Source organism: Intestinibacillus sp. Marseille-P6563, assembly GCF_900604335.1.
In the GTDB taxonomy this organism is placed as follows: Bacteria; Bacillota; Clostridia; order Oscillospirales; family Butyricicoccaceae; genus Butyricicoccus_B.
This window is the reverse complement of sequence record NZ_UWOD01000002.1, coordinates 224,132-243,619: the sequence shown is the minus strand read 5'-3', so window position 1 is coordinate 243,619 and position 19,488 is coordinate 224,132. Positions and strand designations below refer to the sequence as shown.

17 protein-coding genes are annotated in these 19,488 nt (G+C 51.0%); 15 read left to right on the top strand and 2 right to left on the bottom strand.

The genetic code is table 11. From position 1 onward, the window contains the following. Positions 1-8: 8 nt before the first annotated feature. Genes fliN through EFB11_RS09265 form a run of 10 tightly spaced genes read left to right on the top strand, consistent with a single transcriptional unit; the run spans position 9 to position 8,855 of the window. Positions 9-1,520 (top strand): flagellar motor switch protein FliN, encoded by a 1,512-nt coding sequence (fliN, locus tag EFB11_RS09310; RefSeq protein ID WP_122789972.1) that lies wholly within the window; start codon positions 9-11, stop codon positions 1,518-1,520. A 55-nt stretch (positions 1,521-1,575) separates the two neighbouring features. Further along, positions 1,576-1,941, top strand: a complete 366-nt coding sequence (locus tag EFB11_RS09305; RefSeq protein ID WP_122789971.1) for a response regulator — start codon at positions 1,576-1,578, stop codon at positions 1,939-1,941. 7 nt (positions 1,942-1,948) lie between these two features. Beyond that, a complete protein-coding gene (fliO, locus tag EFB11_RS09300) occupies positions 1,949-2,308 on the top strand; it encodes a flagellar biosynthetic protein FliO (RefSeq protein WP_122789970.1) in 360 nt (119 codons plus the stop codon). Positions 2,309-2,320: 12 nt separating this feature from the next. Then, positions 2,321-2,986 (top strand): flagellar type III secretion system pore protein FliP, encoded by a 666-nt coding sequence (fliP, locus tag EFB11_RS09295; protein WP_122789969.1) that lies wholly within the window; start codon positions 2,321-2,323, stop codon positions 2,984-2,986. A 21-nt stretch (positions 2,987-3,007) separates the two neighbouring features. Next, positions 3,008-3,268 carry a flagellar biosynthesis protein FliQ gene (fliQ, locus tag EFB11_RS09290; RefSeq protein WP_122789968.1) on the top strand — a complete coding sequence of 87 codons (261 nt, stop codon included), beginning with the start codon at positions 3,008-3,010 and terminating at the stop codon, positions 3,266-3,268. A gap of 15 nt (positions 3,269-3,283) precedes the next feature. After that, on the top strand, positions 3,284-4,060 hold the full coding sequence (locus tag EFB11_RS09285) for a flagellar biosynthetic protein FliR (RefSeq protein WP_122789967.1): 777 nt from the start codon (positions 3,284-3,286) through the stop codon (positions 4,058-4,060). 24 nt (positions 4,061-4,084) lie between these two features. Next, positions 4,085-5,155, top strand: coding sequence for a flagellar biosynthesis protein FlhB (gene flhB / locus EFB11_RS09280; RefSeq protein WP_122789966.1), 1,071 nt, complete (start codon positions 4,085-4,087; stop codon positions 5,153-5,155). Positions 5,156-5,191: 36 nt separating this feature from the next. After that, a complete protein-coding gene (gene flhA / locus EFB11_RS09275) occupies positions 5,192-7,267 on the top strand; it encodes a flagellar biosynthesis protein FlhA (RefSeq protein ID WP_122789965.1) in 2,076 nt (691 codons plus the stop codon). A 32-nt stretch (positions 7,268-7,299) separates the two neighbouring features. Beyond that, entirely contained in the window at positions 7,300-8,082 is a 783-nt protein-coding gene (locus EFB11_RS09270) for a sigma-70 family RNA polymerase sigma factor (protein WP_122789964.1), read from the top strand. A 17-nt stretch (positions 8,083-8,099) separates the two neighbouring features. Then, a complete protein-coding gene (locus EFB11_RS09265; RefSeq protein ID WP_122789963.1) occupies positions 8,100-8,855 on the top strand; it encodes a flagellar hook-basal body protein in 756 nt (251 codons plus the stop codon). Between the two features lie 135 nt (positions 8,856-8,990). Here the strand turns inward: EFB11_RS09265 and EFB11_RS09260 are convergent, their stop codons facing one another. Further along, positions 8,991-10,199, bottom strand: coding sequence for an IS110-like element ISEnfa110 family transposase (locus EFB11_RS09260; protein ID WP_002382856.1), 1,209 nt, complete (start codon positions 10,197-10,199; stop codon positions 8,991-8,993). A gap of 288 nt (positions 10,200-10,487) precedes the next feature. Here EFB11_RS09260 and EFB11_RS09255 point away from each other — a divergent pair, with 288 nt between their 5' ends. From EFB11_RS09255 to EFB11_RS09235, 5 genes are read left to right on the top strand one after another with little or no spacing between them, the layout of a single operon-like run. Beyond that, entirely contained in the window at positions 10,488-11,207 is a 720-nt protein-coding gene (locus tag EFB11_RS09255; protein WP_122789962.1) for a flagellar hook-basal body protein, read from the top strand. 16 nt (positions 11,208-11,223) lie between these two features. Then, positions 11,224-11,847 carry a chemotaxis protein CheC gene (locus EFB11_RS09250; RefSeq protein ID WP_330510778.1) on the top strand — a complete coding sequence of 208 codons (624 nt, stop codon included), beginning with the start codon at positions 11,224-11,226 and terminating at the stop codon, positions 11,845-11,847. Then, positions 11,844-12,323: a chemotaxis protein CheD gene (locus EFB11_RS09245; RefSeq protein WP_122789961.1), complete on the top strand. Its 480-nt coding sequence runs from the start codon at positions 11,844-11,846 to the stop codon at positions 12,321-12,323. Before EFB11_RS09250 ends, EFB11_RS09245 begins: the two co-directional genes overlap by 4 nt. Before the next feature lie 25 nt (positions 12,324-12,348). Further along, entirely contained in the window at positions 12,349-13,281 is a 933-nt protein-coding gene (locus EFB11_RS09240) for a chemotaxis protein (RefSeq protein ID WP_122789960.1), read from the top strand. 26 nt (positions 13,282-13,307) lie between these two features. Beyond that, entirely contained in the window at positions 13,308-14,585 is a 1,278-nt protein-coding gene (locus EFB11_RS09235; RefSeq protein ID WP_243115200.1) for an EAL and HDOD domain-containing protein, read from the top strand. Positions 14,586-14,688: 103 nt separating this feature from the next. Here the strand turns inward: EFB11_RS09235 and EFB11_RS09230 are convergent, their stop codons facing one another. Beyond that, positions 14,689-19,476 carry an S-layer homology domain-containing protein gene (locus EFB11_RS09230; protein ID WP_122789959.1) on the bottom strand — a complete coding sequence of 1,596 codons (4,788 nt, stop codon included), beginning with the start codon at positions 19,474-19,476 and terminating at the stop codon, positions 14,689-14,691. Positions 19,477-19,488 lie beyond the last annotated feature (12 nt).

The window sequence follows — 19,488 nt, the reverse complement described above, 5'->3', positions numbered from 1 at the left end:
CAATAAAAATGGGATCGAGTTTGTTTAGTCCAATGGCGATTGATGCGATTGGAGAAATTTTTAACATCAGTCTTGGCTCCTCTGCGACCGCGGTTTCCAATATGCTCGCAAGGCGTGTGGATATCACGACACCGACGGTAAGTGTAGTTTCAGCCAGTGAATTCTCGTTGGGGGATGTGCAGCCGGCAATCGGCGTGAAGATCGACTATGTGGCAGGTCTGAGCGGCAGCAACATCATGCTGCTCAAGCGCAGCGACGTGCGTGCCATTGTCGATATCCTCATGGGCACATCCACAGACGATGAAGATTTTCAGATCAATGAGCTGAACATGAGCGCCATCTGTGAGGTCATGAACCAGATGATGGGCGCTGCATCGACAGCCATGTCGGATTTCCTGAGCCGTATGGTCAATATTTCGACGCCGAAGGCTTTTGAAATCCAAAGTCTGGATGAATTTATCGAGAAATACTTCCCGGCAGATGGCATGCTGGTTGTCGTTCGGTTCCAGCTGTCGATCGAAGATGCGGTCGAAAGCGAGTTCATGAGCGCATTGAGCATGGATCTGGTTCGGGAACTGCTGCAAGGCTTTGGCATCGGCGGCGCCGATGTTGGCCTGCCAGAGGGCGAACCGGCACCGGCGGTGGCACCGCCCGCAGCCGAGCAGCCGGTAGAAGCACCGGCAGCAAGCAGTGATGCTGGCGGCGGGGCAACCCTCAGCCAGGAAGAGATCGAGCGCTTGATGGCGAGCGCTGCACCGAGCGAACCGGCACCGGCTCCGGCGCCTGAACCGGCCGCAGCAAGCAGCGATGCCGGCGGCGGGGCGACCCTCAGCCAGGAAGAAATCGAACGGTTGATGGCGAGAGCTGCAGCGAGTGAACCGGCTCCGGCTCCGGCCAGCCCGCAGCCCGAGCAGCCCGCGGCCGCTGCACCGCAGCCACAGCAGCAACCGGCACAGATGCCTCCCATGCAAATGCCGCAGCAGCCCGTAGCACAGCAGATGCCGCAGCAAATGCAGCAAGCGGTTCCGATGCAGCCGGCAGCACAAATGCAGCAGCCGATGCAGCCGCAGGCTGGTGCTCCGAATATGATGCAGCCGTATGCTGGTATGCCGTATCCGCCGTATGGCTATCCGCCGATGTATTATGGCATGCCGCCGCAGCAGCAGGCACCGCAGCAAAAACCGGCAGAGCCCAAGATGATCAAAACAACCAAGCCGGAAATGCCGACCCTGGATTCGCAGACAACTCAGCTGAGCGAAGAGCAGGAAAGCAATCTGGATCTTCTGATGACCGTGCCGGTGGATGTGGCCGTCGAAATTGGCCGCACCAGACGTCGCGTCAAGGATATCCTCAATTATACAAAGGGTTCGCTGGTCGTTTTGGACCGCTTGGCGGGTGACCGTGCAGACCTGTATGTCAATGGCAAATGCATCGCCAAAGGCGATATCGTCGTAGTCGATGATAGCTTTGGACTGCGCATTGCAGAAATCATTGAACCGCTGGCTCTGGAAGACCTTTAATGGCCAGGGGCTTGATACATAAAATCTTTTAAACAAGAAAAGGATGGGTACAACAATGGCAAAGATTCTTTTGGTGGATGACGCCGCATTTATGCGAATGATGGTAAAAAATACGCTCAATGAAAATGGATATTCGGATACCGTTGAAGCAAGCGATGGCGCAGAAGCAGTCGCAAAATATGCGGAGATCCATCCGGATCTGGTTATTATGGACATCACCATGCCGAACATGGACGGCTTGCAGGCACTCAAGGAGATCCGCAAGTCCGATCCCAATGCATCGGTCGTTATGTGCTCGGCCATGGGCCAGGAGGCCATGGTTATCGAAGCAATCAAATCGGGTGCTAAGGACTTTATCGTAAAGCCGTTTAAGCCCGATCGTATCATCAAAACCGTAAGCTCGATCGTCGGCCAGCCGTAATTTACAGATGAAGGATTGGCTTTCGCTGATTGGGATGCTGCTGTGCGTCGTGGTGATTTTATACCTGGCCTACTGGTTCACACGGCGCATTGCTGCGGGCAATAACATACGGATGCGGACCGGCGGCCGACACATGCAGGTTTATGATCGTCTGCCGCTGGGACAAAACAAGATGCTGACCGTGGTTCGTGTGGGGTCCCGCTGGTTTGTTCTTGGCATTTCGGGAGAACATATCACAACGATTGCCGAACTGACCGAAGAAGAGGCACACCATTGGCGGACAGACAGTTCGGGGCAGGGAAGCGTAGAAACGCTCAAATTTTCCGATATTCTCGATGCGCTGCATCGGAAAAGCAAGAAACCGTAAGGGGGATCGTACATGCCGGAAGGTCTAATCAATGTAAACGGCGACAGTGTGCAAACACTGGAGATCCTATTCCTCACAACCATCATCACCTTGCTGCCCTCGATCCTGATTATGATGACTTCGTTTACCCGAATCATCATTTCGCTGTCCTTTTTGCGGACCGCGATGGGCACACAGCAAAACCCGCCGAATATGGTGCTGATTGGGATTGCCCTGTTCCTGACCTTGTTCATCATGAACCCCGTTCTGACGGACATCAAACAAAATGCCTATGATCCCTATACCCGTCAGGAAATCACGCAGGAAGAAGCGATCAATCGGGCCAAGCAGCCGCTGAAGGAATTTATGCTGCGCAATACCGAGGAATCGTCTTTGCGGCTGTTTTGTGATCTGGCACAGGTCGACGAACCGGCAAACGATGAGGAAGCGATGCAGCTTGCCATGCGGGTGGTCATTCCATCCTACATGACGAGCGAACTCAAAACCGCGTTCCAAATCGGCTTTTTCCTGTTCATTCCGTTTTTGCTGATCGATATCATTGTTTCATCGACCCTGATGAGTATGGGTATGATCATGTTGCCGCCGTCGATGATCTCCATGCCGTTTAAATTACTGCTGTTTATCACAGTGGATGGCTGGCAGCTTTTGTTTTCCACGCTGGCGCAGGGCTTCCGCTGACGGGGAAAAGGAGGATAGGTCTTGGATCAGAATCAAATCATTGATCTTTTGCGGCAAGGCATTTGGGTCGCGTTGAAGCTCGGCGGCCCAATGCTGATTGCAAGTATGGCAGTCGGTATCCTGATCGCCATCTTTCAGGCCGCAACACAGATCCATGAACAAACGTTGACGTTTGTTCCAAAACTCCTGCTTGTCATTGCATTTATGCTGATTGGCGGCAATTGGATGCTGACCACCATGCAGGAGTTTACACGGATGATTTTCACGCAAATGTTGGGATAACCGAAGGGGATACACATGATCGACCAAGCACAATTAACACTCTTCTTATTCATTTTGATGCGGATGACGGGATTTGTTGTGTTTAACCCCTTGTGGGGTGGCCGGTCCGAGGTCCCGGCGATGGTGAAGGCAGGCGTGAGTCTGGTGATGGCCATCAGTGTCTATTCTCTGACGGCCAACACACCGCCAGCGATCCCGACAACGGTGATTGAATTGGCGGTCAGACTGCTGCTGGAACTGGCGCTTGGGTATCTGGTTGCTCTTTTGGTGCATTTCTTTTTTTATGTGGTTTTGCAGGCCGGCAATCTCATCGATACGCAGATGGGCATGAGTATGTCGGAAACATACGACCCTTCGATGGGCACGAACGTTTCCATGACCGGCACGATCTATCAAATCATGATGGTGCTGCTGTTCTTTGCAGCAGGCGGCCATATCACGCTGTTGCGCATCTTGCTCAATTCCGGGCAGGTCATTCCGTTTGGCAGCGTGATGTTTGGCCCGCAGGCAGTGACCTATGTGCTCGAAATGTTCGTATCGTGCACGGTGCTGGCGATAAAACTAAGCTTACCCATTCTCGCGGCCGAATTGATCGGTCAGCTGGGTATGGGTATTTTGATGAAGGTCATTCCGCAGATCAACGTATTTGCGATCAACTTTGAATTGAAGATCATCCTGGGTATGGGATTGGTCATCCTTTTGCTGCCGCTCGTTGGCGAATTTATCCTGAGCCTGGAAAAGCAAATGTTAGTATCCATTGAAGATGCGATGCGAATGATGGCATCGGTCTGATGAGCACCCAAAGGGGGGAACAAAATGCCGGGCGGAGCGGGTGAAAAGACCGAAAAGGCCACACCAAAACGAAGACGTGACGAACGAAAAAAAGGTAACGTCATGTTCAGCCAGGATGTGGTTGCGGTTGCGACGTTATTCGCCAGCTATATCGCACTGCGGTTTGGCATCCCCATTATGGTCAGCGCTCTGGATGAGTTCATCCAGTATTGCTTCCAGGTGATTGGTAATGTACCCAATCAGGGCTTGAATGAGGTCGGAAGCGAACTGGCCAGCCATATGATCGGCACCGTGGCAAAAGCTTCGGCGCTGCCGCTGCTGGCTACGGTCCTGGCGGCTGTGGTGGCAACTTTTGCACAGACCAAGCTGCTGGTTTCGTTTGAGGCTCTGCGGCCCAAGTTTAACCGGCTGAACCCTTTGGAAGGAATCAAACGATTATTTTCGCTGAAAAGTATCGTTGAAGTTTTCAAAAATGTACTCAAGATTACGATCTTGTTGATCCTGATTTATCGATTTGTCAGTGGGTCCCTGCTGCAATTTTCGCAGTATATGGATTCCGACATCGGTGTTTCGCTTGCCTCCATGCGGGATTTGGGTTTCCAACTGCTGGTGGAGGTCGGCATAGCATTTGTCGTCATTTCCTTTTTCGATTATCTTTACCAGCGCTGGCAGTTTGAACGTGACCTGCGCATGACCAAAGAGGAAATTAAAGAAGAATATAAACAGACCGAAGGCGATCCGAAAGTCAAAGGTAAAATCAAAGAATTGCAGCGCAAGATGGCCCAGTCCCGTATGATGCAGGCCGTCCCGGGCGCGGATGTGGTCATCCGTAACCCGACCCACTTTGCTGTCGCGCTGCGATACCGGCCCGGCAAAGATGTCGCCCCCGTGGTTGTGGCCAAGGGACAGGATGAAATCGCGCTGCGCATCGTCGCAGTGGCAGAGGAACATCATGTCGCGGTGGTCGAAAACAAGCCACTGGCGCGGGCGCTCTATGCAGGGGCCGAAATCGGTGGGATCATCCCGCCCGACCAATATGGTCCGGTCGCCGAAGTTCTTGTTTACATCTATAAACTCAATCATAAAACCCTTTGAATTTAGCAAAAAAACTCGTACAGAAATGGTGGAACTATGAGACGAATTTTTGACAATGTCATATCGGTGTTCGTAGTGGTCATCGTACTATTCATCCTGATTCCGCTCCCGCCGTTCCTGCTCGATGTTTTCTTTATCATCAACATCGCTCTGGCACTCATCATCTTGCTTATCACGATGAATATCCATGAGCCGCTTGAGTTTTCGATTTTCCCATCGATTTTGCTCATTACCACGCTGTTCCGGTTGGGACTCAATGTCTCCTCCACTCGTTCGATTCTGTCGCGCGGCGGCGATGCCGGTCAGGTCATCAAGGCATTCGGTGAATTCGTTATCCAAGGCAACGTCGTCATCGGTGTCATCATCTTCCTGATCATCGTTTTGATGCAGTTCATCGTTATCACCAAGGGTGCCGAACGCGTTGCAGAAGTTGCTGCGCGATTCACCCTGGACTCCATGCCCGGTAAACAGATGGCGATCGACGCCGACCTGTCTTCCGGCCTGATCAATGAGCAGGAAGCCAAGCTGCGCCGCAATAAGATCCAGCGTGAATCGGACTTCTACGGCGCCATGGACGGTGCTACCAAGATCGTCAAAGGCGATGCGATCATGTCGATCATCATCACCGCGATCAACTTTATCGCAGGTTCGATCATCGGTGTGATTCAGTCGGGCATGACCATCAGCGAAGTGCTCAGCGTCTATTCGATCGCGACCATCGGTGACGGTCTGGTATCCCAGCTTCCGGCGCTGATGATTTCGACCGCAACAGGCATGATCGTTACCCGTTCGGTGTCCGAAGGCAGCCTGAACGAAGACGTCATCAAGCAGTTCCTGGCACAGCCCCGGGCCTTGATGATCGCAGGCGGTATCTTGGCGCTTTTTGCGGTTGTGCCCGGCACCCCGCATATACAGCTGATTTTGATTTCGGCTGGGCTCATTCTCCTGAGCCGTCGCGTAGCACACAAGATGGAGATGTTGGAAAAGCAGCAGGAGGAACTTCCGGCTGTGCAGGAGGCCGCCCGCAAGGAGGCCGAAGCCCAGCAGTCGGAAATGGATTACTACAAGGATGTCAACAATGTCTATTCTCTGATCCATGTCGAGCCGATCGAGATGGAATTTGGATATAGTTTGATTCCGTTGGTGGATGAATCGAGCGGCGGTAAGCTGATTAGCCGTATCGTGATTTTCCGCCGGCAATATGCGCAGGAAATGGGCTTTGTGATCCCATCGATTCGCTTGCGCGATGCTTCCATGCTGGGTACCAACCAGTATGTCATTAAAATCAAGGGCGAAGAAATCGCCCGCGGCGAAATCCTGCTGGATTACTATTTGGCTCTGGAGCCGTCCAATCCGGCGGGTGAGATCGAAGGCATTGAAACCGTGGAACCGGCCTATGGCATTCCGTCCCGGTGGATTTTGCCCGAGAACAAGGAAATGGCCGAAATCTATGGCTATACCGTCATCGATCCTTTGTCGGTTATGCTGACGCATTTGTCTGAAACGGTCAAAAAACACACGTATGAACTGCTCAACCGTGCAGAAACCATCCAGTTGGTGGAGAACCTGAAACGGACCGCTCCCCAGCTTGTGGAGGAGGCTTTCCCGAACGTCATTTCGTATGCCATGTTGGAAAAAATCCTGTGCAATCTGCTCAAGGAAGGCATCCCGATCAAGGATTTGGGCACCATCGTGGAAACCACCGTCGATGCGCTGGCCATCACAAGGGATACCGACTTAATTACCGAAAGTGTGCGTGCACAGCTTCGACGGACAATCACCCATCGGTTCTGCGAAGATGGCCGTTTGAGCGTGATCACATTGGATGCCGATGTAGAGAAAAAGCTGGTTGCCAGCATGACCAAGAACGACCAGGGCGTATATCTGGCTCTGGGCCCCGAAGTCATGCAGACACTCCTGGGGCAGATCGGCGAATATATCAAAAAGTTTTCCGATTTGTCGCAAAAGCCCATCCTGTTGACCAGCCACATCATCCGCATCTATCTGAGTCGGCTGCTGGAACAGTTCTATCCAGATCTGACCGTGCTTTCGTTCAATGAGATCGTAACCAACGTGCAGATCCAGTCGCTTGGAAACATCACGCTATCCTAAAATGGCACACACGCAAGAAGGGGGAGAACACCTTGGATAAGCAGAAGCAATGGGACGACATGCCAAACGAGGCGTTGCTCGTGGAATATAAGCGCACCGGCGATCCGGAACTGAAGAAAGTGCTGGTCATGCGGTACGCTTATTTGGTAAAAAATATCGCCCTGAAGCTCCGAGGGGTTTATGTTGGCTTCGCACAGGTCGATGATATGATTAATGAAGGTATTATCCTCCTTATGAATGCGCTCGATAAATTTGACCTCAGTCACAATGTAAAATTTGAAACCTTTGTATGCAAACGTCTGCGGGGGATGGTCATCGATCTGGCCCGGCGGCAGGATTGGGTACCGCGTTCGGTACGCAAGCGGCTGCGCGAGATCGATGAAGCCAAAGCGACCCTGTTCGATGAACTCGGACGCACCCCCACCGATGCAGAAGTGGCCAAACACCTGGGGCTCAGCGAAACACGGTACCAGGAAGAAGTGGCCAAAACAGCTTTTGGAAATGTGATCTCCCTGGATATGTTGTTGGACGACCGGGATTCGGAAATGCCCACCAAAAAATTGCCGCAAAGCGATGAAGATATGCAGCCCGAAGAGCACATGCAGAAAAAAGAAATGTTTGAAGTGCTCAAGGCAAGCATCGGGGAACTACGGGAAAATGAACAGCTCGTGCTATCGCTGTACTATCAAAAATCTCTGCAAATGAAAGAGATTGCGCAAGTGCTTGGCGTGAGCGAGCCGCGCGTTTCGCAGATCCATTCCAATGCAATCCGGAAGCTGCGGGTGAGCATGCAGAATTACATCAATGGTACATAACAGGGAGGTAGGAATCCATGTATAAAGGCTTCTATAATGTAACGTCGGCCATGCTGACCCAGTCCCGCAACCTGGATGTTGTGGGCAACAACATGAGCAACACCGCCACAGCAGGCTATAAGGCGGACCGATATGCCGATACGACCTTCGACGAAGTGATGCGCAGCCGCATCGGCAACAAAATCAAAAACCCCCAGCCCTTAGGGACAACGACCAGCTATGTCACAGCCTTGGACGAGGTCTATACCGACCACTCCCAGGGTGCTTTGCAAGCGACCGGTTTGCCCCTTGATTTTGCGATCGAGGGCGGGGGGTATTTTGCCGTTCAGACGGCCGACGGCACGGCCTATACCCGCAATGGTTCGTTCATGCTGGACGACCAGGGGTATCTGTATCTGGCCGGCCAGGGACGTGTCCTGGGCAGCAATGGCCAGCCCATCTATCTGGGGATCGACAAGATCCAGGCATCGAACGACGGCACGATCACAACCGAAAACGGGCAGGTTCTGGGCCAGCTGGGTGTCTTTGCGTTCAATGATCCGGCGCAGCAGCTGCAAAAGTCCGGGGAAGGCATGTTCACCGCAAATGTACAGCCGCAGGCGGCCACGGGGTTTGTGATCCATCACGAGATGATTGAACGTTCGAACATCAATCTGGTGCAGCAAATGACCGAGATGATTACTTGCCAGCGTGCATTGCAAAGTGCTTCACAGCTCAGCAAGATGTATGATCAGCTTATGACCAAAACATCGACCGATGTTGGCCGCGTGTAATGTGAAAGACCTGCTAATAAAAGTCAAGTAGAAATTTCAGATTTTTAGGGAGGCGAAAAAATGCAATACAAAATCAAGCCGCTGAGCATCTCAAAATTAAAACGGCGGCCAGCCAGATGGTATAGAGTGTAAAAATCAGTCGTGCTCCAGGGATTCCAAGTAGGCTTTCACAGAAGCGTAGTAGATGCGCAGGAACTTGTTGGCAGAGGCCATCATGTAGACACGATATGGCTTGCCTTCAGAGCGTTTCTTGTCCATGAACTGGTACACCGGCTCGTCTATTGGAGCACATTGCAGGATGACGCTCATCACCAGAAAGAGCGTCCTGCGCAGTGAGGCAGATCCTCGCTTGGAAATGCTACGGCTACGGACATCTATTTGACCGGATTGGTAGGGCGGGGCGTCAATACCCGCAAAGGCAACCAACGCTTTTTTGGAATGAAAACGGCGTACATCGCCAATTTCAGCCAGGAGTTGAGGGCCGAGGGTTGGGCCAACACCAAACATCCCCATCACTACAGGATACTCCGGCAGAGAAGCTGCCAGGGATTGCATCTCCTGTTTGAGAGCAGCTAACGCGGAAGAAGTTGTCTGGAGTTGAGAAATGGCCTGTTCTACCAAAAGTTTTGCCGTATCCGTTTTCGGTATGACACCGAAGTGTCTGCAAGCAGAGGCATAAATATCCAGCGCCTTATCCTCGCTGAAATTGTAGCCGTGCTTTCTGCACCACTTCTGGTATTGGGTAGTAAAGGCCTTCTCAGACCGGCCACAAACGCACTCGCAATGCCAAAAAGTAGCGACAAAGTCCACCCACTTCTCGCTGCCATCGGCGCGGGGCGGACTGGTAAACAAGCGATTTGCGTCTGGGAAGGTGGTGTCCAGCAGGGAGATCAGGTTATTCTTCAGCATGGTCTGAACTTTGGAATACTGTTGGTACTGCCGGTAGCAGATTTTCAGCATGAGTCGGGTATCCTCCTCCGGGATATATCTCGGCAATGTGAGCCAGTGGTCAAGACCGTAGTTGGCCAGCTTTACGGCATCCTTTTTGTCGGTTTTGGCCCGTCTTAAACTGTTGTTTCCGTAGTCATGCACCAGCATTGCATTGACTACCGAGACATAAAGGCCCGCGTCGTGGAGCAGCCAGGCCACCGGAGCATGGTAATTACCCGTGGATTCCATCACCACACGGGTCTCGCCGTCCAGGCTTTTGAGCAGTCCTGCCAGCTCGCTCAGTTCATTGGCGGTGTGACGTACTTCAAAGGGTGAAACCACTACCTCTCCGAAGGGCCGCATGACTGCAATCATGCTCTTACCCTTGGAAACATCGATGCCAACGCAGTTCATTCACATTCCTCCAATACAAAGAATCTGCAACCGGAATCCATCTTTTCTCGCTGCCGATTCAATCTATTGTGTGACACGAACTCTCCGACATCCGGTGGTTCAACCTGCTTAAATCGAACGCTGCAACGAGAGGATGGCTAACAGTCTTTCACACGGACATACAAGCCCAAGGAGTGATTGGTCAGCCAGTTGCTCCTCTCATTGTAGCTTAGGCACGAGATGGAGGGAAAGCCGGACTGGCTGTCCGGCTTTCCTGTCCAAATTTATTGTAATAGGAGCAATGCATCGATGAACCAGTCGTTTTATGCCGCAGCGGTTGCTGCATCGCAGCAGCAGCAGCGCCTGAATGTAACCGCCAATAACCTGGCGAATGTCAATACGGTTGGCTTTAAGGGCGAACAGGCACAGTTTGCCGATCTGTTATACCGCAATCTGGTTGGACCGGAAAATGCGCAGCTGCCCCGTGGTTCGGGCAGCCGCATGATCCAGACCACGACCGACTTTGCGCCCGGCGCCATGATGACCCGGACAGACGGACAAAACTACGCCATCCAGGGCGATGGATTTTTTGCCGTACGCGACCCGCAGACCAATCAGGTCAGCTATACCCGCGCTGGTGTTTTCCATTGGGGCAGCGTGATGCAGGGCGGTCAGACGACCTATTATCTGTGCGATCCGCAGGGCAATTATGTGCTGAATCAGAACCAGCAGCCCATCCCCATGACCGATGACGCGGAAGCGACCTATGCCGTCGGTGTTTTTGACTTTGCCAATACGGATGGCATGCAGCATTTGGGGGACAACCGGTACTTGCCGGTCGCAAAGAACGGTCCGGTGCTCGCCGGAACGGGTACTGCGGTACACGGCATGCTCGAAATGTCCAACACCGATATTGCTACGGAATTTGCCAAGGTGATCGAAGCGCAGCGTTCGTTCTCGTATGCTTTGAAAATGACGCAGACACAGGATGAGATCGAATCCACCATCAACGGCCTGCGCAATGGTTAAAAAAGGAGTGTGACTTGTGGAACTGAAAAAATATGAAGAAATGAACTCCCTTCAGATCGACGCGCTGCGTGAGATCGGGAGTATTGGTACCGGCAACGCGGCCACGGCCCTTTCCGCACTGCTCGGGGTCGAGGTACGCATCCCACTTCCCAAGGTACAGATCCTGGAATTTAATGAAGCCGTAGAACAGCTGGGCGGCTTTGAAACCATTTCGGCGGGTATCATTTCCAGCCTGGGTGGTGAGATCAACGGCCTGATGCTGGCATTATTCCAGCTCGATGCCATCAATTTGCTTTTGGGCCGTATGATGAATATGCAGATCGATGACTATTCCCAGCTGACCGAAATGGAGAATTCTGCGATTATCGAAGCGGGAAATATTTTGATTTCCTCGTTCGTGAACGCTTTGTCCGGCCTGAGTGGGGTACGGATTACCCCCTCGGTTCCGCAAATTTCGATTGATATGCAGGGTGCGATCATCACTGTACCCATGGCTGCATATGGTAATCAGTCGGATTATATTATGCTGATCGGCGGCAGTTTTATTGTAGAGGGGAAAGAGGTGCCGTGCCGTCTGCTGCTCGCACCAGATGTACGTTCCCTGAATTATTTACTCAATCGACTGGGGATTCTGGAATGAATAAGTTAACGATTGGTATCGCGGATATGAAGATGACGCGCAATGAAGGAACCTTGATTACCTATGCGCTCGGTTCCTGCATTGGCATCTGTCTGTATGATCCGTTGATCCGTCTGGGGGCCTTGGTTCATATCATGCTGCCGATCAACATGGAAACCAACCGGACTTCCCCCTTCAAATATGCCGATACCGGTATTCGCATGACCCTGGACCGTATGGTCAAAATGGGCGCGCAGCGGTCCCGCATTGTGGCCAAGATCGCAGGAGGCGCCAAAATGTTCGATGTAGCCGGAAACGGAAACCTCGGCAACATTGGACAGCGAAACATTGAAAGTGTACATCGCGTCTTGCAGCAGGAGCGTATCCGCTTGGTTCGGGAAGATGTCGGCGGTTCGACGGCACGTACGCTGTTATTCGACGTTGCAACCGGGCAAGGATGTATTAAAATCTATGGTAAAGCCGAGCGATATCTCTGACGCGCAGAAGAGGAGTGATTGGAAAATGAGAGAATATGAACGTGGTAACATTTTGTTGGAGTCTGGTACCAACGAAATCGAAATCATGCAGTTTACCATTGACAACAACCTCTATGGCATCAATGTTGCCAAGGTACGTGAGATTATGATGAGTGCCGCGGTAAAACCCATGCCGCATGCGCATCCTGCGGTAGAAGGTATTTTTAAGCCTCGGGATGTTGTACTGACGGTGGTCGATCTGCCGTATTATCTGACCGGACAGCATTTTGAACCGGACAGCCGGAACCTGTTCATTGTGACAAACTTCAATAAGATGTTTATCGCTTTTCGGGTGCATACCGTGGTCGGCATCAGCCGTATTTCATGGACCGATATTCAAAAGCCCGACAAAACGATTTCCGGGGGCGAAGAAGGGGTTGCCACCGGCATTGCACAATGTGAGGGGAATCTGGTAACCATTCTGGACTTTGAAAAGATCGTGGCAGAAATTGCACCGGAAACGACCATTCAAATGAAAGAAATTGAAATGCTGGGCGAACGCAAAGAGCGCAATCTGCCGGTTCTGGTGGCAGAAGACTCGATTTTGCTGTCCCGCATGATCCAAGAGGCCCTCAATAAAGCAGGGTATACCAACCTGACGATGTTTGCAAACGGCCAGGAATTGTGGGATTATGTGCAGCCGCTTGCGGAATCTCCGGAAGCTTTGAAAGACCGGGTGGCACTGATCATTACCGACATCGAGATGCCGAGTATGGATGGCCACCGTTTAACAAAACTGGTGAAATCCGATCCGGTGCTGAAACAAATTCCGGTTATCATTTTCTCCTCGTTGGTTACCGAAGAAATGCGTATCAAAGGCAAGCAACTGGGTGCAGATGAGCAGCTTTCAAAACCAGAGATCGGCCATTTGGTCGATGTAATGGATGGCCTGTTGAGCAGAGCCCAAGAAGGCCGGTAAGCAATTGACAGAAAGGGTGCATTTCGGTGGAAAAGAATAGATATATTGTCCGGCAGGCGATCAAAGATGCAGATAGCCATGTGCTCGGCTATGAGATCATGTATTCGAGCGGTAATGAAGCATACGGCGAGGAAAATTCCAATGAAATTTCAGCCGCACAGGCGATTTATGATTTTCTGACGCAGAATTCAGAAAAAGCGCTCAAAAATTCTCGTACGTTTATGACCTTTACCAGCTCCTTATTGGCGAAACGGACACCGCATTTGTTTCAAAATACAAATCTGGTGATCCAGATCGATGATAGCGTGATTATCCATCCTTTTGCGATGCACCTGGTACAGCAGTACGTACAGGAAGGCTATGAGATTGCCGCCAATGATTTTCAGTTTGTCCCGCGGTATTTGGCGCTGATGGAATACCTTTCTTATATCAAGATTGATTTGCATGCGATTGGGAAGACTTCCGCAGAAAACATCATGCGCGTGGCAGACAGCATGAAAAAGCGTGTCATTGCGACGGGGATCGACACCAAGGAGCTCTTTGAGATGGCGAAAAGCCTTGGGGTATACGGCATGCAGGGTGCTTATGTGGCCGATAAGCTGGCCAATCAGGTTCATCAGAGCGGATATTTGCGCAGCAACTTCTTCCGTCTGGTGGTTGCGATCACACGGGAAGAGCCGGATATCCATGAGATCGAGCAGATCATCTCCATGGATGTTACGCTATCGTATAGCTTGCTGAAGATTGCCAACTCGGCGTATTTTGCGCTGCGGACCAAGACAACCTCGGTACAGCAGGCCATTATGACCTTGGGTCTCAATCAGCTCAAGCGATGGGTCTACCTGCTCAGCGCAGGCGGTCAAGGGGATGAAAACCTTTCGGATTCCGAAGAGTTTATCAAGATTTCGTTTATGCGCGCTAGCTTTGCAAGCGAGTTGCAGAAGTACATTAAAAATCCGGTGCTGACGCCTTCGGAAGCATATCTGCTGGGTATGTTCTCCACGCTGGAGTATTTGATCGATGCACCGATGGAAGAAATTTTGGCGGACATCCCGATGGTAGATGAACTGCGCAATGCACTGATCAAGCATGAGGGCAACGGAGGCAAGCTCCTGGATCTCGTCATCAGCTATGAAAAGGCGGATTGGAAGCACATCACGCAGTATGCAGAGGAATTGGGTATCCCGTCGAATAAGCTAACCAACATTTACTTTAACTGCATGGAAGAAGTCAACAGCATCTGGGATCAGATGATGAACTCGTCGATGCAGGAAGAGCGTCCTACGATTACATTAAGCGAATAAAACTAAAAAAGAGTGGAAGGATGTATCCTTCCACTCTTTTTTGTTGCAAAAAATAAACCTTCAGCTTTACGCTGAAGGTTTATTTTGCGAGATGTGTGAAAGATTACGGCGTAGGGTTGGTTTCCGATGTCTGGCCATCGAAGGAACCGCCATTAATAACACAATTCCACGATACGTTTCCATCATCAGCAACCGTTTTTTTCATTCTGAAGCTTAAGATAGAATCGCGAGCAAAGCCATCTGGAGAATAGAATAGATTTTTGACGGCAATCGTTTCTCCAGCACTTCTTACTGTGCGCGGGATAATATTAAATGTTTCGCCGTCTGCGAATGCACCAAGAGACACTGTAATTTGTGATTCAGAAACACTATCAAATGTTATTGTTCCATCAGAAGATATCTTATCTAAGGAATCTTTTCTCGCACTAAATGGATACAGTTGAATTCCCTCTACAGCTTGGACACGCAATGCAGGACTAAATAGGATGCCGACAGTACCGGAAAAATATTTCTCCGGGTTTGAACTTTTATTATTGCCAGTTGAGATTCGAACGATTTGGGGACCCTGCATATTGATAAGGCGGATATTCGTAACGGCCTTAAATACAGGGCGTCCGCCTAAAACATTTTTTGCACCAACAAACAAAACATAAGTATTGTTCATTTCCAGCAAATCGGTGTTAATGAAATTGCTAACTCTTTTACCGGATGTAGTTGCCTCGACAGGTTCTTTGCCAGCTTGTATCATAGATGTACTGCCATCCTGTGGATTGATCAAAAGATTCCACAGAGCCTCTAGCTCTTCGGGATCTTCGGTAACTTTTTCATCGATAATTTGCTGGAACTCCTCCGGATATAACTCATTAACATAAGGATATAGCATCCAAGCGGTATCTGCTTCTACCCGTGTCTCGCCCTTAGCGGGAGCAATGGTATAAGATGCATCGCCGTTCCCTTCGCCACGAGCTGTCAAAACAGGCGAAACAACGTCTCCGGTAGTGAACTGATAGCAATGTACATAGGAAGGATCCTTATAACTGCCTTGCAGGACAAAATAGATATAATATGGAGTATTCGGTTTCAAGTTTTCAATGGAGAACGAAGCTTGACCGGTTCCATATTCGTAGCTAATGATACCTGAACGGAAGTCCTCACCTGGGAAGTATTGATTTACAATACTGGACTGGCTAGGATAAGTGATACCTAAATCTTCCGAGGGGAGAAACTCATGGCGACTAGGATCGCCAATGTTATAAATTTTAGCTTCTTCAATCGGCTGACCATTTTTTGTCGGAGCCAGCTGTGTTTTCGGTGCTACCACGTAAAACAATTTACCGCTGCGATCAAGCTGGAACTTAATCTTGGTAACTGAGTCGCCGGGCTCGGCTTGGGGATAGGTGTCAACAAATTGCGGTGGAGTTTGGTTCACACGGCGGATCTCGATGTTAAAGTCAGCCGGACTACCAATAGAAGACACCTTGCGCTGCTGCACAACTTCGCTTTCCCATCGAGAAGATGTAATGTAACCACCCACTAAGTTATTTAACTCGCCGGCAGCCCCAGCAACACAGAAGGCCTTAATATTAATAGTAGCATCCCATTTTTCAGGATTCGATTCCTGATTCACGCTTCTCAAGACGATAGCATATTCATATCCTTCGGTAGGCATCTCCCACAGCTTCGGAAATTGGTTAAAGGTTAACCCCTGTGAGTTATTCAGGCTGATAGCAGTCCAATCTTCATTGTTAGGGTCATGCGATATGGACAGCGGTTCGTCAGGATTGTCAGGATTCGCACCATTGGGAACTTTATTCCAATCAGTCTCTCCTCGTTCACGCGAATACAGCTCAAAGGTAATGGTTGTATCCGATGCAATGAGAACATCGTAGCGTGTATCTTTCGAGGCACTTTCTGTGCTACCTGCATAGGGAACCATGGAGAACGACGCATCGATAAGGGGGCCATTGTCTGGATCGATAGATACCTCTGTTAATTTGGTAAAATCGACTTGCGCATCCAAAGTGCGGAATACTTCACTCTTGGTATCGCGGCCCATCGTATTGCTGGAAGAGTCCGAGATAAAGTTCAGAACAAACTGATAATTGGTGCCGCTAAGAAGATTGAGTGCATCCCTAGTAAAAGTCACTTCGGTCTGGCCTTCATCGTTGAGTTCGATTTTTACTTTGGTCTTATCGAGCACGTCATCGCCAAGATCAATCGTCCATTTCTTAATAGGGTCGGTGCTGTCCAAATTGTTAAGGGTGAACATACCATCGATGATGTCTCTTAAAGAAGTTTTTTCTCCGGTACTGCTACCGGAAACAGCAAATTCGGTTTCATCCGATTCGTACATCTCAACCAGTGACATACGGGTCTCTGCGCTGTAAATATCCTCGCTGAATACCAGTGTGATATCGGTATCCGCCAAGGGGATATTTTCATCATTTGCCTGTGAGAAACGCAGTTCAATCAGCTCTGGGGCTGTATTGTCCAGCGTCTTGGCATTCTTAATGACCTCGATCGTAGACAGGTTTCCGGAAGTATCCTCCGCAACAAAATAGATATCATAAGCCGTCTCAGCTTCCAGATTGTTCATATTGAACGATTGCGCGGTGTTTTCCTTGGCGGAGAACGAACCATTGGCAAGCGCGTACATGCCGCCCTTGATCTGGAGTTTCTTATCCAGCTCGCGTGCTTCATCATCGGTGAGTCCCGTATTGGGAACCGGGTACTCAGTACCATGCTTTACAGCCGCCCAGTAAACCTTACCGTCTTCATTGATTGCGCCTTCGCCGGTCAGGGACTTTGCCTGAATCTTGCTGATGCGCGGATAGTTGGTCAGGAATTTCGGCGGGGTACGGTCGGCCGTCTTGACCGAAACCTTGGTGACCGAAGAATCGTTGATGCTATCGGTCAGGAAGAAATAAGCATCATATTCGGTCATTTCTTCCAAAGCTTCCTTCGCGGTTTCGATTTCCGAACCCATGCGGATGTTGTCTTCTTCGCTGCGGATCATCTTGAGCGTACCCGAATCGATCGCGCCGCTCAGCGAGCCATCCTTAAAGTCATTAGCCGTCGGAGCCGGCATGCCCTTCTTGTAGATCGCCCAATACAGCGTACAAGTCTTGGTGGTCGCGACATCAAAGTCAACATAAGTATCTTCAATGGTGCTGGCCTTCGGATAGCCCGATGCAAAGGCAGGCTTGCTGTTATCGGGGGTCGTGAAGTAGACGCTCTTGACCACGCTGTAATCGCCGCGCGAGTCAACCAGAACCGCCGACAAGACATACGAGGTATCGATCTGCAAGCCGGAGATCTTCTGCGACAGCTTAGTGTTGGCATCCTTCACCGAGAGATTGCCGCTCTTGACGATTTTGCCGCCATAGGAGGGCGGTTCGATCAGGTCGCTGGCGGTAAAGGCGCCATCGCCGCTCAGACGGACTGCCCAATACAGCTTGCCCGGCTTATTGGTCATAAACGAAGCGGTTGCCTGGTTGGGAGCAATATCGTCCATACGCGGATAACCGCTCAGGATACGCGGCTTATCGGACATCTGCTGTGCCAGCGTATTGTCCATGATCGTACCATCGACATTCGCGGTGATACCCGGACGGATGTTGATGATATCGGGCAGCATTTCGATGACGCAACCCGGCGCATTGATATTGGCGGTGCCGATGTCACCCTTGCCAGATACCGTCGTTGCAGTATCCAGATTGAGTTCTTCTACCACCGCACCCTGATCGATGCGTACGGTCGAGCCTACGGCCTGTTCGTCGATGGTCATCTTTTCGACTGTGCCGCTGCCGACATTGATCTTGGATTTCGGGGTCAGGGTAATGACTTCATGGATATTGCCGGCCAGGTCAAGCTGTGTGCCTTCCTCGCCATCGACCTGGATGAACTGGAAGCCATAATCCCCGCTGGATTTGCCTTCCAAATAGGTATCGGTACGGACGTACACTTTTCCAATTTCCGTGCTGCCGACCGAACGGATGGTCACATACTGATTGCTGGGGCTGTCGACGATCATTTCCGGGGCATAGCTGTTTTTCAAAATGATACTGCAATCGCCCTTGTTACTTTCGCCGGCGCCGCTGGCAATGATCTTACCATACACCTTGACATTGTTCAGGGTGACATAGCCCAGACCGACGCCGCCGGTAATATACAGGTCACCGGTGACCGTCATGTTTTCCAGGGTAACGCCCGAGCAGGAAACCATCAGGTTGCCTGCAACGCTGTTGGAGTAAGTGCCAGGCGACTGGATCGGCGTGCCGATGACACGCACCAGCATGATCGCAACTTCGCCGCGGGTGATGTTATCGAGCGGGCGGAACGTGCCTTCCGGGTCACCCAGCAGGATGCCTTCTTCGGCAGCAGCCTTGATATAACCGCGGCTCCAGCTGCTGGCCAGCCGGCTGTCGGTAAAGGAAAGATCTTCGCCCGATTGCGGCTGGAGCATCAGGTTGCGGCATAACAGAGTCGCAGCCTCTTCACGGGTCAGGGTCGAATTCGGGGATGCCGTGGTCTTGGAGGTACCCTGGAAGTAACCTGCCGTATACGCAATGCTGATATCGTCATAATACCAGTCACTGGTCACAACATCGCGGAAAGGCTGTGCGCCGGTTTTGGTGTAGCCAAACGTGCGGTTGAGCATGCTGGCAAATTCGGCGCGTGTGATCGCGCGGTTGGGTTCCAGATTGCCATACTGGTCGCCGCGCATGATGTTCCACGAAACAAGCTTATCGAGTGAAAGCTGCTGCGTGGAAGAAGCTGCCTGGGCTTCGGGTTGCAGGGTGGGCAGGATACCCAACAGCATGGCTGTGCACAAAAGCAGGGCACAGGCACGCTTCCCGGCAGAAGCCAGAAACTTAATCGCGTGATTCATAATGGTTTACAA